Annotated in this window: 15 protein-coding genes; 8 read left to right on the top strand and 7 right to left on the bottom strand. The window is 65.5% G+C overall.

Annotation, left to right across the window (positions count from 1 at the left end; all coding sequences use genetic code 11):
- Nucleotides 1–182: 182 nt before the first annotated feature.
- From OCQ_RS04045 to OCQ_RS04055, 3 genes are all read left to right on the top strand, one after another.
- Nucleotides 183–833 (top strand): nitroreductase family protein, encoded by a 651-nt coding sequence (locus tag OCQ_RS04045; protein WP_014383861.1) that lies wholly within the window; start codon nt 183–185, stop codon nt 831–833.
- Between the two features lie 124 nt (nt 834–957).
- The gene (locus OCQ_RS04050) at nt 958–1,956 is read left to right on the top strand and encodes an acyl-CoA dehydrogenase family protein (RefSeq protein WP_014383862.1); all 999 of its coding nucleotides are present in this window, start codon (nt 958–960) and stop codon (nt 1,954–1,956) included.
- Entirely contained in the window at nt 1,940–3,115 is a 1,176-nt protein-coding gene (locus tag OCQ_RS04055; RefSeq protein WP_014383863.1) for an acyl-CoA dehydrogenase family protein, read from the top strand. The genes OCQ_RS04050 and OCQ_RS04055 overlap by 17 nt, the downstream gene beginning before the upstream one ends.
- Before the next feature lie 192 nt (nt 3,116–3,307).
- Here OCQ_RS04055 and OCQ_RS04060 read toward each other — a convergent pair whose 3' ends face one another.
- On the bottom strand, nt 3,308–4,567 hold the full coding sequence (locus OCQ_RS04060; protein ID WP_167324038.1) for an IS30 family transposase: 1,260 nt from the start codon (nt 4,565–4,567) through the stop codon (nt 3,308–3,310).
- Nucleotides 4,568–4,715: 148 nt separating this feature from the next.
- On the opposite strand from OCQ_RS04060, the gene OCQ_RS04070 reads away from it, so the two are divergent.
- Nucleotides 4,716–6,010 (top strand): IS3 family transposase gene (locus tag OCQ_RS04070; protein ID WP_139826619.1). Its coding sequence is split into 2 segments (ribosomal slippage): nt 4,716–4,989 and nt 4,989–6,010, totalling 1,296 coding nucleotides; the frame shifts between segments, so codons are not numbered across the junction.
- A 52-nt stretch (nt 6,011–6,062) separates the two neighbouring features.
- Here the strand turns inward: OCQ_RS04070 and OCQ_RS04075 are convergent.
- From OCQ_RS04075 to OCQ_RS04100, 6 genes are all read right to left on the bottom strand, one after another.
- Nucleotides 6,063–6,635 (bottom strand): hypothetical protein, encoded by a 573-nt coding sequence (locus OCQ_RS04075; protein ID WP_014379195.1) that lies wholly within the window; start codon nt 6,633–6,635, stop codon nt 6,063–6,065.
- Complete coding sequence (locus OCQ_RS04080) at nt 6,632–7,510, bottom strand: hypothetical protein (protein WP_009951806.1); 879 nt, start codon at nt 7,508–7,510, stop codon at nt 6,632–6,634. The genes OCQ_RS04075 and OCQ_RS04080 overlap by 4 nt, the downstream gene beginning before the upstream one ends.
- A 32-nt stretch (nt 7,511–7,542) precedes the next feature.
- Nucleotides 7,543–7,986, bottom strand: a complete 444-nt coding sequence (locus OCQ_RS04085) for a hypothetical protein (RefSeq protein WP_172417488.1) — start codon at nt 7,984–7,986, stop codon at nt 7,543–7,545.
- 100 nt (nt 7,987–8,086) lie between these two features.
- Nucleotides 8,087–9,451, bottom strand: coding sequence for a cytochrome P450 (locus tag OCQ_RS04090; protein ID WP_014379197.1), 1,365 nt, complete (start codon nt 9,449–9,451; stop codon nt 8,087–8,089).
- A 46-nt stretch (nt 9,452–9,497) separates the two neighbouring features.
- Entirely contained in the window at nt 9,498–9,695 is a 198-nt protein-coding gene (locus OCQ_RS04095; protein ID WP_009951811.1) for a ferredoxin, read from the bottom strand.
- Nucleotides 9,696–9,752: 57 nt separating this feature from the next.
- Nucleotides 9,753–10,454 carry an SDR family NAD(P)-dependent oxidoreductase gene (locus OCQ_RS04100; protein WP_009951813.1) on the bottom strand — a complete coding sequence of 234 codons (702 nt, stop codon included), beginning with the start codon at nt 10,452–10,454 and terminating at the stop codon, nt 9,753–9,755.
- 252 nt (nt 10,455–10,706) lie between these two features.
- On the opposite strand from OCQ_RS04100, the gene OCQ_RS04105 reads away from it, so the two are divergent.
- From OCQ_RS04105 to OCQ_RS04120, 4 genes are all read left to right on the top strand, one after another.
- A complete protein-coding gene (locus OCQ_RS04105) occupies nt 10,707–12,284 on the top strand; it encodes an aldehyde dehydrogenase family protein (RefSeq protein ID WP_089151357.1) in 1,578 nt (525 codons plus the stop codon).
- The gene (locus OCQ_RS04110) at nt 12,281–13,486 is read left to right on the top strand and encodes a CaiB/BaiF CoA transferase family protein (protein ID WP_009951816.1); all 1,206 of its coding nucleotides are present in this window, start codon (nt 12,281–12,283) and stop codon (nt 13,484–13,486) included. The genes OCQ_RS04105 and OCQ_RS04110 overlap by 4 nt, the downstream gene beginning before the upstream one ends.
- A gap of 372 nt (nt 13,487–13,858) precedes the next feature.
- A complete protein-coding gene (locus tag OCQ_RS04115; protein WP_014381835.1) occupies nt 13,859–14,665 on the top strand; it encodes an MlaE family ABC transporter permease in 807 nt (268 codons plus the stop codon).
- A 40-nt stretch (nt 14,666–14,705) separates the two neighbouring features.
- Nucleotides 14,706–15,551, top strand: coding sequence for an MlaE family ABC transporter permease (locus OCQ_RS04120; protein ID WP_026071391.1), 846 nt, complete (start codon nt 14,706–14,708; stop codon nt 15,549–15,551).
- The last annotated feature ends 33 nt before the right edge of the window (nt 15,552–15,584 follow it).

The raw sequence follows: 15,584 nt of genomic DNA on the forward strand, positions 1-15,584 counted from the left end.
CCGCTGAGCTCGAACTGCCTGAGCGCAGTCTTGCACCGCGCCAAAACCGCGAGGTCTACAGTCGAGGTTCACATGGACCTTCCCGCTCACCTCGTCGTTCCCCACGGAACGTCACCGCGTCCCAATTCGCCTGCGGTGAACAAGAATACGAGCGAAACGAACCTCGACGTGGAGGAGACGCGATGACCGGAGCAAGCGCCGACGTCTGGGAAGTCATGGCGACCGCCCGAACGATCCGGCGCTTCACCGACCAACCGGTGGACGACGCGACCCTGACGCGGTGCCTCGAGGCGGCGCGATGGGCCCCCTCCGGCGCCAATGCCCAGGGCTGGCGTTTCGTGGTGCTGCGGTCGCCCGAGCAGCGCGCCGTGGTGGCCAAGGCCGCCGCCCACGCACTGCAGGTGATCGAGCCGGTCTACGGAATGAGCCGGCCCGCCGACGGCGACAACAGCCGTCGCGCCCGCACCTACCGCGCGACCTACGAATTGCACGACCGCGCCGGTGAATTCACGTCGGTGCTGTTCGCGCAGGCGCACTACCCGACGGCATCGGAACTGCTGCTGGGCGGTTCGATCTTCCCCGCCATGCAGAACTTTCTGCTCGCCGCTCGTGCACAGGGGCTCGGCGCCTGCATGACCAGCTGGGCCTCGTACGGCGGTGAGCAGCTGCTGCGCGATGCCGTCGGTATCCCCGACGGCTGGATGGTCGCCGGGCACATCGTGGTCGGATGGCCCAAGGGCAAACACGGGCCGCTGCGCCGCCGTCCGCTTGCCGAGTTCGTGAACCTCGACCGCTGGGATGGAGCCGCCGACGGGCTGCTGACCAGCGACTAGGTGGCCTCAGCGATCCGGCTCGTCACGCACCGTTCGGTGAACCCATGCCCGGATTCAGAGATTATTACTTCCGGAACCGAGAATGATATTCTCGCCGTGACAGTCACGACGAGAGGCGGCGCGGATGCTGTTGGAGTTCGATGCTGATCAGCGACTGTGGCAGGACACGGTGCGCGATGCCGTCACCAAGCAGTGCCCGCCCTCGCTGGTGCGCAGCGTGGCCGAAGAAGGCGTCGACCCGAGCCCGCTGTGGAACTCCTATGTGGATCAGGGCTGGACCGAGCTGAACGACCCGGAGAGCACGGTCGAGCTCGCCATCGTTCTCGAAGAGCTGGGCCGCGCCACCGATCCCACACCGTTCCTGGCGACGATGAGCCAGTTCGCGCCGCTGGTGGCGGATCGCTTCGACCCGCACGAGTCGGGCACGGCCGTGTACGGCGGGGTGGTGGCATACCGCGACGCCGAAGGCTGGGTGTTGGACGGCACCGCGCGCCATGTGCTCGACGGCGATCGCGTCGACCGCCTCGCGGTGGTGACCGACGCGGGCGTGTTCATCGCGCCGTCCAGCCAGGTGTCGGCCCGCCGCACGGCGGTCTTCGACCCCGTCCTGCACGTGGCCGACCTGTCGTTCGGCGAGGTCCGGGTCCCCGACACCGCCCGTATCAGCGTGGACGACGAGCGCGCGCACCATATTGCGTTGACGGGCATGGCAATCACCATGGTCGGCGCCTGCCAACGCATCCTCGACCTGGTGCTCGAGCACGTGAGTAGCCGCCAGCAGTTCGGTGTGCCGATCGGCTCGTTCCAGGCCGTGCAGCACAAGGCCGCCGACATGCACGTCGCGGTGCAACGGGCGAGGGCGTTGGCGTACTTCGCGGCATTGACGATCGCGGCGGACGATCCGCGCCGCCGGCTGGCGGCCGCGATGGCCAAGGCGTCGGCGGGGGAGTGCCAGTCGCTGGTCTTCCGTCACGGCTTGCAGCTGCACGGCGCGATGGGATTCACGTGGGAGAACGACCTGCAGTTCGCGCTCAAGCGCGCGAAGGCGGGCGAACTCATGCTGGGCGGCGCGGCGGAGCATCGGGCGAGGATCGCCGAGGAATATCGTGCAGCTGACTTTTGATCCCGACGTCGAGGCGTTCCGGTCCGAGTTTGCGGCCTTCCTCGACGAAAACCTGCCTCCCGCAAGCGAAACGAGCGAGCGCCCGCGGTCGGTGTCGCATATGCCGCAGTGGGCGCGACGTTGGCAACGGCTCCTCTTCGACAACGGCTGGTTGTTGCCGAGCCAGCCACCGGAATACGGTGGCCGCAACGCGACCGTGCTGCAGCAGTTCGTCTACCTGGAGGAACTGAGCCGCCGCCGCATCTATCACAGCTTCAACCCGCAGGGCGTCAATATCGTTGCGGCATCGCTGTTGTCGTTCGGCAGCGATGAGCAGAAACAACGCTGGGCCGTGCCCGTCCTGCGCGCCGAGATGACCGCGTCGCTGGGGATGAGCGAGCCCAGCGCGGGTTCTGACCTGGCGTCGCTACGCACCCGCGCGGTGCTTGATGGCGATCACTTCGTCGTCAACGGGCAGAAGGTGTGGACCTCCGGGGCCCACGACGCCGACTTCTTGTTGACCTTCGTGCGGACGGATCCAGATGCGCCGAAGCACAAGGGAATCAGCGCGCTGGTCATTCCCACCGACACCCCCGGCGTCGTCCGCAGGCCCTTCCCGTCGATCTGCTCGATCGACGATTTGGACTTCAACGAGGTGTTCTTCACCGACGTGCGGGTGCCGGCGGAAAACCTGGTCGGTGAACTCAACCAGGGATGGATGGTGGCCAACGGTTCGTTGGGCCACGAGCGCACCATGATGTGGCTGGGCTTTGCGGACCGTCTCGAGAACATGATCGACGACTTCCACCCCACCACCGATGTCGAGCGCGACCAGTACGCCACGACGATCATGGACCGGCAGGCGCTGCGCCTGCTGGGCTCGGCCGCCCTGGCCCGCACCGCCCGTGGCGAAGACGACGTGGCCGCGATCTCGGTGCTCAAGCTGCTCGGCTCCGAAGCGGAGTTGCGCGGGATGGAACTGGCGCTGACCTCCGCGGGCGCCGACGGGCTCGTCCAGCCCGGGCAGACCGGGCCGTATGCGCACATGAATCTCGACCACTACTTCGCCAGTTGGTTTGAGCGCTTTGCCCGCAGCTTCTCGGGGACCATCGCCGGCGGCACGTCGGAAATCCAGCGCAACATCATCGCCCAGCGGGTGCTCGGACTCCCGCGCGCCTAGCGCGTGTCAAAGCGCCTGTCCAGAGAACTTGCTGGGCAACGGGATCCGGACCACGTCCGGAGTTGCCAGCTGGCCGGCAAGCACGGCAACGCGGTGGGGAAGGCCATGTGCTCAGCATGGCGACGGGCCGCCGCGCAGCGTGAAGCCACGGCTTTGAGCGTGAAGCCACGGTGGCAGCCACCCGGGGTGGTTTCAAGGTTTGGTTGCAACAGTGGTTTGTGGCGGGTTTGACAGTAGCCGGTTGAGGACTTGGGCGGGGCTGTCCCAGCCGAAGCGTTTGCGTGGGCGTTCGTTGAGTTCAGCGGCGACTTCGGCGAGGTAGTCGGCCGAGTGCACGGATAAGTCGGTGCCTTTCGGAAAGTATTGGCGCAATAGGCCATTGGTGTTTTCGTTGCTGCCGCGCTGCCAGGGTGAGTGTGGATCGCAAAAGTAGATGTCGATACCGGCATCGATACTGATGCGGGCATGGCGCAACATTTCGTGGCCTTGGTCCCAGGTCAGCGAGCGCCGCAATGCCTGGGGCAGGGTTTTGATGGTGGCGATCATCGCATCAGCCACCGTCTCAGGGTCGCGACGGGCGGGCAGGTGCAGCAGTTGCACGAACCCGGTGGAACGTTCGACCAGGGTGCCGATCTGAGAGTGCTGATTTTTGCCCAGGATTAAGTCACCCTCCCAGTGCCCGGGCACCGCGCGGTCAGCGGCCTCAGCGGGCCGCTCACTGATGTTGACCATGCCCGGAATTCGGCCGCAGCCGCTACGGGCGCCGACTCTGGCCCGTGGCTTGCGCAATGCCCGCCCGGTCCGCAAACACTTAGTCAGCTCGCGGCGTAGCTCCCCGCGTCCTTGCACGTAGAGCGCCTTGTAGATGGTTTCGTGGGACACCTGCATCTCCGGGCGGTCGGAATACGTCGTGGCCAACATCCCGGCAATCTGCTCCGGGCTGTACTTCTTGACCAACCACGCTTGCACCTGATCACGCAACGCAGGGCAGCGACCCAGCTTGCCGATCTTGGGCCGGCGCGCTCGCTGCTCGCTGCGAAGCTGAGCAATCCGCGCCGAATAGCCCGATTTCGCATCCACGCCCGCTCGGCGGGCTCCGAAGCGGTAACGAGAACGATAACGGCCCACATACCCCCGCATCACGCCGTTGTTGGCGATCTCGCGCATGACTGTCGACGGGGCCCGGCCCAACCGGGCTGCCATCGAGCGAATCGATTCGCCCTGAGCGGTGCCGATCATGATCTGTTCACGCTCATCAGCCGACAACCGCGGCCGTTTCTGCCCCTGAGGGGCTAACCATCGCGGATTCACACCACCAAACCTGCGAAACCACTTGCCGCCGCACGTTGCCGACACGCCGACCGCAACCCCGGCATCCTCCGAGGACACCCCGGACGCGATCAACTCCCAATACCGGCGCTGCACCGACAACAACTGAGGCTGACCCGTCATCAACACCCCTAACTACGAAGTGTTGCAATCACCCCTTGAGCCCAAGCGGCGTGTCGTCGCCCTCAGCGCACAGTCAAAGCCGCGGATTCACACTCGATGAACCGTCCCGCGTTTGATGCGCACCTCTCTTCTTGGGAAGGTGCATGTCGTGGCGAGCAAGTACGACCCGGAGACCCGGGCCAGGGCTGTGCGTTTGGTGCTGGATCATCGTGATGACTATCCAAGCGAGTGGGCGGCGATCACTGCGGTGTCTCAGCGGCTGGGGATGACCGCCGAGACGCTGCGAAGTTGGATCCGTCGGCATCAGGTCGACGAGGGTGAGCGCGACGGTGTGTCCAGTGACGCTGCGGCGCAGATCCGCGCGCTCAAGCGCCGTAACGCCGAGCTGGAGCAGACCATCGAAATCCTCAAAGCGGCAACGAGTTTCTTCGTGCGGGAGAGCGACCCGCGCAACCGCCGCTGACAGCCACGGTCTGCGAGTTCATCGCCGAGAACAGGGACCGTTTCGGGGTCGCTCCGATCTGCCGCGTGCTCTCCGAGCACGGGATGCCGATCGCCCCGAGAACGTTTCACGCCTGGGCTACGCGGGCGCCCTCGAAACGGGCCCTGTGGGATGCCACGATCACGCAGATCCTGGCCGGCTGCTACGAGCCCGACGAGCAGGGCCGCCGCAAACCGGAGTCGCTGTACGGGTCGCTGAAGATGTGGGCCCATCTGCAGCGCGAGGGCATCCCGGTGGCCAAGTCCACGGTGGAACGGCTGATGCGTAAAAACGGCTGGCAGGGCGTGCGACGCTGCAAGAAGGTGCGCACCACGATCCCGGACCCGGCCGCGGTGCGGCCACCGGATCTGGTGGACCGCCAGTTCGCCGTGCCCGCTCCCAACCTGCTGCTCGTGGCTGACTTCACCTACGTGAAGTTGGTGACCGGGATCTTCGTCTATGTCGCGTTTGTCATCGACGCTTATGCCGGAGCCATCTTGGGGTGGGAGGCGTCGGCCTCCAAGCACACCCGCTTCGTCGAATCAGCCATCCGTCAGGCCGCCGCACTACGCCGCCGCCAGGGGCATCCGATCGACGGTGCGATCCACCACAGCGATGCCGGGTCGCAATATACGAGCGTGAGATTCGGTGAGACACTGAGTCTTTCGGGGATCCGACCGTCGGTCGGTAGTGTCGGTGACGCCTACGATAACGCGTTGGCCGAGACCACGATCGGGCTCTACAAAAACGAGTGCGTCCGAGCCGACTCCCCGTTCCGCCGCGGCAAGCTCAACACCGTGGGCGACGTCGAGTACATCACCGCCGACTACGTCGCCTGGTACAACCAGCAGCGCCTCATGCACCGCCTCGGACGCATCCCACCCGCCGAAGCCGAGACCCGCTACTATTCCCAACTCGTGACCGACCAATCGGCCGGCTCACAGAACCCCGAGGGTGCATGAAACTCGGGATGGTTCACGATGACGATGCGACCCGGCGACACCTAACGTGTTTTTAGACAGGGTCGAATTTGGTGATCAGCCACTTGCCGTTGACCCGGGTGAGGCTCACCAGCACGCTGCTCGACGCCATCGCTGGGTCTGGGTTGTCCTTGCTCGTGGTGCTCTGATCGACCAGCACCAGCACGACTGCCGAATTCGGATGCAACTCCTGGACCGCGGCCCCCAACACTCGAGCGGTGGTCTTCAGTGACTTCTGTTTGGCCGCCGGAGCCACGATCTGCTCGGTGAACTGGTTGTAGTACGACAAGAAGTCGCCGGACAGGTGCGACTTGGCGGTGGCGAAATCTTTGTCGAGAGAGTCGGGCGAGTAGGAGAGCAGCGCGACCGTTCCGTCGGAGGCGGCATTGACGACCGCGGTCGCGACGCTGGCGTCTGTCTGCTTATCGGGCCGGTACTGCTTGAAGTACAGCCACGTCGCCCCACCACCGGAAAGCAGCAGCAGCGCAATCAGAATCGCGGGAACGACTTTCACCCTGCGCCGCGCCGGTGGGGCACTTGTTTCGCCGCCCTCGGTTCGGTCGGCAGACTCGTCGGCGGTGTCGATGCTGGGCTCGTCCTCACTCATGGGATGAACTCCACGTTGGACATCTTGTATTGCCCGCCGTCATTTTTGACGGTCACCTTGAGCCGCCAATTGCGCGGTTCGTCTTTGGCGCCCGCGGCGTTGGTGATGCGCGACGTCGCGGCGACGAGAACCAACGCGAAATCGCCGTTGATGGATTGCACGGCCGCCGCGTTCACGGTTCCTTTGGTCACCACCTTGGACTGCTCGACGACGGTCGTGAAATCTTTTGCGCGGGCCTGGAAGTCGTCGTGGAACTGGCCGGTCGAGCTGTCGATCACCCGCTGGACGTCCTCCTTGGCCTTATTGCAGTCCATGGAAGTCAAGTTGACGACACCTTGTCTGGCTCCCGCGACGAAGTTCGCGATCCGCTGGCTGCGCTCGTTGACTTCATGGCGGTTCCACATCATGTATCCGCTGGCCGCGACGAAGGCGCAGATGAGCAGGATGACGGCCACTTTCCACGTCACGGACAGCGGCGGCATTCGCAAGCGCCGCCGGCTGCGGGCCGGCTCGGTTTCCGGCTCCGCGTCTTCGGGGGTTTCGTCGGAAACTTCTTCTTTTTCGGTCTCCGCCTCGTCGGCGTCGGTTGCCTCGTCGGTGTCGGCGACGTCGTCGTCGGCCTTCGGCCCGTCGGTGTCGGTTGCTTCCTCGGCGGCCTTCTCCTCGGCGGCCTTGTCCTCGGCGGCCTTTGCCTCGGCCTCTTTTCGGGCTTCGTCCAGCGCTTCGCGCCGGAGCCTGGCGGCGCGGGCGCGGGCGCGCGCCGCTGCGGCAAGCGCTTCGGCTTCGGCTGCTTCGGCCTCGGCTTCCTCGAGCAATGCCCTGGCATCGGCTTTCGACGTGGCCGAATCGCGCGGCGGTTCTTTGGCCTCAGCCATCGTGCTTACCGACTCCTGTACCTCTCACGCGGCTAGAATCGCACGAGCGTGAACGGCCAACTGTTGGTGCCCCCCGGTCCGCCACCGCAACCGGTGTCGAACGTCGAGTCGACCTGACCCGCCAGCGTCACCGCATCCCACGAGTAAACATCATGCGAGGGAAAGAACTGGACCACGCAGCGCACACCATCGGGCACGTCGACGGCCATGGTGTAGCGGCCGTTGGACAGGCGGGCCTCTCCCCGGTAGACCGTCGCCTGCCCGTTGGGCTGCGGAGTCGCGTAGATCTGCAGGCATCCCGGCTGATTAGGGAAGCACGGGTTGATCGACCAAACCCAGAAATGGCCGGGATCCCGGTCCGAGTTCACACTGTAGTTGGAATACAGCATGTCCGCGTGGGCGGTCGGCGCGATGGTCAGCGCGGCCATGGCAACCGCAAGGCTCACTGCGAATCGCTTCACCGTTGCGTCTCCCATCTCTGCACACGCGCTTGCGCCCAAATATAGGGGGCGGTCACGCTGAACAGGCCTACTCGGAAAAATTGCGGCCGTCAACGATTGGTCCGTCCAGGCCTACCTAGTCGATGACCGCGGCTTCCTTGCGTTCGGTGATCGGCCGGGCGAGCTCTTGTTCGTCGCAAATGCGTTGGAGCTTTTCGAGCGTCTCGTCCAGGCCGGCTCCGATCCTGCGGCCGGGCGTGAAGGTCGCCGGCAGCTTACGCATGCCCTGGATGACACCGATAGTCTCGTAATGGACGGTCCCCTCGGGATCGCACTTGTAGTCGGGCATCCGGTCGAGAACCGCGGTCAGCATGGATTTGAACACCGTGCGTGCCACATTCGACCCGATGCATCGGTGGACCCCGAGCCCAAAGCTGAAGTGCCGGTTACCCTTACGGTCGAGGATGATCTCGTCCGGGTCGTGGAACACCGCGGGGTCTCGGTTGGCCATCGCCCACGAAATCCACAGCCGCTCGCCCTCTTTGAACCGGGTGCCGTCGAGTTCGGTGTCTTCGGCGAAGGTCCTGCCGTCCCCGGGTGCCGGGGTGAAGTAGCGCAGGAACTCTTCGGTCGCCGGGTCGAGCAGGGTCTTGCGCTCGTCGCTGAGCAGCTGCCGTTGCTCCGGGTGCTCCGAAAGCCACTCCAGCGAGTGCGCGGTGAGTGCGGTCGTGGTGTCGAAGCCACCGCCGATGACCAACCCGAGGTTGCCGAGGATCTCCAGTTCCGGGGCGGGCTCGCCGTCGATGCGCATCTGGAGCAGACCGTTCACGATTCCTGGCCGCGGATTGGCGCGGATCTCGATCATGTTGTTGACCATGTCGAGTCCCATTTCCCGGTGCATCGCGGTGACCCGCTCGATGTCGGGGGAGTGCTCGGGTGTGTAGACCGCGGCATGCACCGGCTCGCTGTACATGTTCCACTTCTTCAGCGGGATGCCGAGCATGGCCAGGGTGAAGACGGCGGGCACGATGTTGGCGAGGTCGTCGACGAAGTCGATGCTGCCGCCCTCGATCTTCTCGTCGAGGCAGGCGCGCGTCACGTCGTCGATGAACGGCTCCCAGCGCTTGATCGCGGCCGGGGACAGATAAGGGTTGAGCACGGTCCGGTAGGTGCGGTGCTCGGGGTCGTCCATCTCCAGGATGCCGCCGCGGACGGCGCTGACGCGGCTGGCCGTGGGGATCGAAATGCCTTTATAGCCACGGCGTTCGCCGTGGATGTCGTGGTCGTTGGAGACCGCCGGGCAGCGCGCCAGCTCGAAGACCTCGTGGCTGCCGGCCGCCACCCAGTGGCCGCCGTAGGTATCCGTCCAGGCCATGGGGCACTTGGCGTGCATCTCTTCGGTGATGGCCTTGAACTGCGACCGATACTCGGAAGAATGCCGATCGAAGTGGTATCGGTTCTTCTTCCGGTCACCGTCATTGACGACGTCGTCGACACTCAACGCTCTGTCTCCCTCAGTGTTTCGCTTCTACGACTTCGGTGCCGGTTCAGTCTTCGGTGATCATGATGGCCTGCTCCGGACAGGACTGCGCCGCCTCACGAACCTGGTCCTCCCGATCGGCGGGCACCACTTCGTCGATCGCCGACGAGCTGCCGTCGATGTCGCTGAGCTGAAACGAATCCGGAGCGATCATCGCGCACAGGGTATGGCCCTGGCATCGCTGCGAATCCACCCAAACCTTCACGGCTGTCTCCTCTCACCTGATGCTGGTTGCCGGGCACCGTCGACGAATCGCCACCGCTCAGGTGTTGCGACCGCCGTTGACGCCCAAGATCTGACCGGTGATGTAGCCGGCTTCCTCGGACACCAGAAACGCGCACGCCGCGGCGATGTCCTCGGGTGTGCCGATGCGACGGACCGGGGTGCGGGCGATGGTCTCTTCGATGTCGCCGAGGAAGCCGTTCTTCTCGGCGGCGCGCAGCATCGGGGTGTCGATGAAGCCGGGCGGCACGGCGTTGACCGTGATGCCCTTGGGCCCGTATTCGAGTGCCAGCGATTTCGTGAGGCCGTTGACCGCCGACTTGGCCGCCACGTAGTGACTCATGTAGGGCGCGCCGGAATGTGTGCTCGACGAAGAGATATTGACGATGCGTCCCCAGCCGGCCTCGACCATGTCGGGCAGCACCGCCTGGACGGTGTGGAAGACGCCGTTGAGGTTGACGTCGATCACCCGCCGCCAGTCCTCGAAGGTGATGTTGTGGAACTTCTTGAAGCCGTCCAGCCCGGCGGCGTTGACCAGCACCGTCACCGGGCCGAGTTGGGCGCGGATCGCCGAGAGCGCGGCGTCCACTTGCGACCGGTCGGTCACGTCGGCGGTGAAGGTGAATTCGGCGTCCGACGGCCGCAGGTCGATGGTGGCGACGTTCAAGCCGTCGGCGCGTAGGCGCTGCACGACGGCAAGGCCGATGCCGGATCCGCCACCGGTGACCACCGCAGTCTTCATCTTGAGGCCTCTACTCCGACGGGGGCCATTTCAGCCACAAAGAATCTCCCTTACAATTATGAGAACCCTACTCTCCACGCGGAGTGGCGTGCAACACGCCCGCGAAACCGCGTTCGGCCTGCGTCGAGAGGGCCTCGGGGGCAACTTCTGGCCGTTTGCGCCGCTGGTCAGCACCTCGATCTCATTCCTGAGACTTTCTTGAATTATCGAAACTCGAATGTAAGATTCGCCGGGGAAGAGAATGAAATTATCGTGATCGTCACCACACCAGGGGGTACCGGCATGCCTGCCCAGGACACGGCAGAACCCGCCGTTGGGTCCACAGCGACCATCGCGGAAGCCGCGCCTGAGCCGGGCCCGGGGTCAGGCGCAGACCGCCGCCTGTTGATCGACGGCCGCCTCGTCGCCGCCGGCAAGACGTTCGCTTCGATCAATCCCGCGACGGGCGCTGTCATCGGGCACGCGCCGGACGCCGGCGCCGAGGAGGCCGAAGCGGCGATCGCGGCGGCGCGTCGCGCGTTCGACAGCACCGACTGGCCCACCGATGTCGAGTTGCGCATTCGCTGCCTCGACCAGCTGCACCGGGCGCTCGTCGAGCACGCCGACGAGTTGCGTGAGCTCACCATCGCCGAGGTCGGCGCCACCCGCGCGCTGACCCAGGGCGCGCAGCTCGACGAGCCGATCGGCATCGTGCGCTTCTACGCGGACCTGCTGCGCACCTATCAGTTCTCCGAGGACCTCGGGGAACGGGAATCGCGGGGCATGCTGCACCACCGCTGGGTGGAAAAGGAAGCCGCCGGGGTGGTCGGCGCCATCATCGCCTACAACTATCCGAACCAGCTCGCGCTCGCCAAGCTGGCGCCGGCGCTTGCCGCGGGATGCACGGTCGTGCTCAAGGGCGCCCCGGACACGCCGCTGGTCACCTTGGCGCTCGGCGAGCTGATCGCCAACCACACCGACATTCCCGCCGGCGTGGTCAACGTGCTCAGTTCGTCGGATCCCGTGTCCGGGGTCGCGCTGACCACCAGCCCGGACGTCGACGTCATCACCTTCACCGGATCGACCGAGGTCGGGCGCAAGATCATGGCCGCCGCCAGCCAGACCGTCAAGCGCGTCTTTTTGGAGCTGGGCGGCAAGTCGGCGGCGATCATGCTCGACGACGCCGACTTCGCCAACGCGGCGCTGTTCGCAGCCTTCAGCATGGTGACCCACGCCGGCCAGGGGTGCGCGCTCACGTCGCGGCTCCTGGTGCCCCGATCGCACCACGACGAAATCGTCGACCTCATCGCGCAGAACTTCGCCAAGGTGAGCCACGGCGACCCGGCCGACCCCAAGACCTACATGGGCCCGCTGATCAACGAACGGCAGCGGGACAAGGTCGACGGCATGGTCCAGCGCGCCGTCGCCGCCGGGGCAACCCTGGTCACGGGCGGCAAGCGGCTCGATCCCGGCCATTTCTATGCGCCGACGCTGCTCACCAACGTCGATCCCGACAGCGAGATCGCCCAGGACGAGGTCTTCGGGCCGGTGCTCGCGGTGATCGCGTTCGACGATGACGACGATGCGGTGCGCATCGCGAACAACTCGATCTACGGCCTGGCGGGCGCGGTGTTCAGCCGCGACCAGGACCGGGCGCTGGCCGTGGCGCGCCGGATCCGGGCCGGATCGTTTTCGATCAACGGCGGCAACTATTTCGGCGCCGACAGCCCGTTCGGGGGCTTCAAGCAGTCGGGCGTCGGCCGCGAGATGGGGGTGGCCGGGTTGGAGGAGTTCCTGGAGCGCAAGACGTTCGCCGTTCCCGCGGTGCCGACCAAGGGGGCGGGCGCGTGAGGCCGCTGGAGGGCATCCGGGTGCTGGAAGTCGCCATGTACGGGTTCGTCCCGTCGGCGGGCGCGGTGCTCGCCGAATGGGGCGCCGACGTGGTCAAGGTCGAGCACGCGGTGACCGGCGACCCGCAGCGCGGGCTGCGCCAGACCGGGATGTTGCGCGTCGAAGGCGATCCCAACCCCAACATCGAGCACGCCAACCGCGGCAAGCGCAGCATCGGGCTGGACATGTCGGTGCCCGAGGGCAAGGAAGTGCTCTACGAGCTGGCCCGTCGCTCCGACGTGTTCCTGACCAGCTTCCTTCCCGCTCATCGGAACAAGTTCGGCATCGACGTCGACGACATTCGTACGGTCAACCCGAACATCATCTACGCCCGCGGCAGCGCACTCGGCCCGCGCGGCGGCGAGGCGGAGAAGGGTGGCTACGACATGACCGCCTTCTGGTGCCGGGCGGGAACCGCGGCGACCATCACCCCCGCCGGGATGCCGGGGATGATCGCCCCGCCCGGACCCGCCTACGGCGACACCATCTCGGGAACCAACCTCGCCGGCGGCATCGCGGCCGCGCTGCTCAAACGTGAGCGCACCGGCGAACCGTCCGTCGTCGACGTGTCACTGCTGGGCAGTGGGCTGTGGTCGATGGGGCACACCGTCGCGCTGACCAAGCATCTGGGGCAGCGGCTCGAAGCGCCCCCGCCCGGCGTGCACGGCGCGCCCAACAATCCGTTGGTGGGGCTGTACACGACGTCCGACGGCCGCTACATCTCCTTTGTGATGATGCAGCCCACCAAGTTCTGGGCTGACGTGTGCCGCCACGTCGACCTGCCGGAGCTGGCCGACGATCCGCGCTTCGCCACGGTGGAGGAGATTGCCGCCAACACGGCGGAAGCGGTGGAGCTTTTGAGCAAGGCCATCGCAACCCGCACCCTGGCCGAGTGGAGCGAACGCTTCGCGACGCTGTCCGGGCCGTGGGCGCCGGTGCAGGACACCCTGCAAGCCGTCGACGACGCGCAGATCCGCTCGAACGAGTACATGGTGCGAGCGGGTGAGCTCGAATTGGTTGCCAACCCGGTACAGTTCGACGTCGCAGCGCCACAGACCGGACCGGCCCCCGGGTTCGCTGAGCAGACCGACGAAATTCTGATGGAACTCGGACTCGATTGGGACCGCATCATCGAGCTCAAGACGGCCGGCGCCGTCACCTAGGACTGGAGTTTGCCTGATGCCGAACATGTTTGTTGCGACCCACCCGTGCCGCGTCGCCGTTCCGGCGTTGCGGAGTCCGATAACGGTTATGCCTTTTTCGCTCCGCCGGGACGGCGCATGAGTCATAATCTCCGGACGCTTCAAGACGTGGGGCCACCCGTTTTGCAGCGCCGACTCCCGCAGCAGAACGGAGGACTGGCGTGACCGAGGTCGCGGCTGTCGTACCGGATGTCGACTCCGAAATGCGGCCGCCCGCTGCGCATTTCGCCATCGGCGGCACGGCTTCGCGGGCGCCGGTTCTGCCGAATCTACCGCAGGCCTTGCGCCGGAACAAGACTGGCAGTCTCGTAATGCCGAAAGGGTGTTGTTCCCATGGCGAATAAAGGGGCTGACCGCTGGTCACCCGGGATCATGTTGGGGCGCGGCTCCAAGCCGGCACAGGCGATCGGTGGGTTGTTCGCGATGTCGGCGGACGCGGTCAAGTTCTTGTTCCAGCGCCCGTTCCAGTGGCGTGAGTTTCTCGAGCAGTCGTGGTTCATCGCGCGGGTCGCGATTGCGCCGACATTGTTGGTGGCCATCCCGTTCACCGTTCTGGTCAGCTTCACCCTGAACATCTTGCTGCGAGAACTCGGTGCCGCGGACCTTTCCGGCGCGGGCGCGGCGTTCGGCGCCGTCACTCAGATCGGCCCCATGGTGACCGTGTTGATCGTGGCCGGCGCCGGCTCCACGGCGATGTGCGCGGACTTGGGGTCGCGAACCATCCGAGAAGAGATCGACGCGATGGAGGTGCTCGGCATCAATCCGGTGCAGCGCCTGGTGACTCCGCGCATGCTGGCCGCGGGGCTGGTGGCCCTGTTGCTGAACAGTCTGGTCGTCATCATCGGCATCGTCGGTGGCTACGCCTTCTCGGTGTTCATTCAAGACGTCAACCCAGGCGCGTTCGCTGCGGGCATCACCTTGCTCACCGGCGTGCCGGAAGTGATCATTTCTTGCGTCAAGGCAGCGCTTTTCGGCCTTATTGCCGGATTGGTCGCGTGCTATCGCGGGTTGACGATCACCGGCGGTGGCGCCAAGGCCGTCGGCAACGCCGTAAACGAAACCGTGGTGTATGCCTTCATGTCCCTGATGGTCGTCAACGTGGTTGTCACCGCCATCGGCATCCGATTTTCGGCCAAGTAGCGGCCAAGTAGTGACGAAGGAGGTGTAAGGACAGATCGTGATAGCCCTACGCGCTACCTACCCGCGTCTGACGCGGCAGCTTGAGAAGCCCGTCAGCACGTTGAGTCGGATCGGCGATCACACGCTGTTCTACGCCAGGGCGCTGGCCGGGGTGCCGTTCGCGACGGCCCACTACCGCCGCGAAATTATTCGCCTCATTGCCGAAATCAGCATGGGGGCGGGCACATTGGCGATGATCGGCGGCACGCTGGGAATCGTCGGCTTCATGACACTCGCCGCCGGTGGCGTGCTGGCCGTCCAGGGCTATAGCTCGCTGGGCAATATCGGCATCGAGGCGCTGACCGGATTCCTATCGGCCTTCATCAACGTGCGGATTGCCGCGCCGATCGTCGCGGGCATCGGCTTGGCGGCCACGTTCGGCGCCGGCGTGACCGCGCAGCTGGGCGCCATGCGGATCAACGAGGAAATCGACGCGCTGGAATCCATGGCTATCCGGCCGGTTTCGTATCTGGTCAGCACCCGGATCGTCGCCGGGATGCTCGCGGTGACCCCGCTCTATTCCATCGCCGTCATCTTGTCGTTCGTGGCCAGTCAGTTCATCACGGTGTTCATGTTCGGTCAGTCAAGCGGTTTGTATCAGCACTACTTCACCACGTTCCTCAACCCCATCGACTTGCTGTGGTCATTCCTGCAAGCCGTTTTGATGGCGCTGACCGTCTTGTTGATCCATACCTACTTCGGTTACTTTGCCTCCGGCGGCCCGGCCGGCGTCGGCGTCGCGACCGGCAACGCGGTGCGCACCTCGCTGGTCGTGGTGGTATCCGTGACGCTGCTGGTCTCGCTGTCGATCTACGGCTCCAACGGCAACTTCAACTTGTCCGGGTAGGGGAGGAGACCTGACGTGACGGACCGCCTCGGA

This window comes from Mycobacterium paraintracellulare (genome assembly GCF_000276825.1).
In the GTDB taxonomy this organism is placed as follows: domain Bacteria; phylum Actinomycetota; class Actinomycetes; order Mycobacteriales; family Mycobacteriaceae; genus Mycobacterium; species Mycobacterium intracellulare.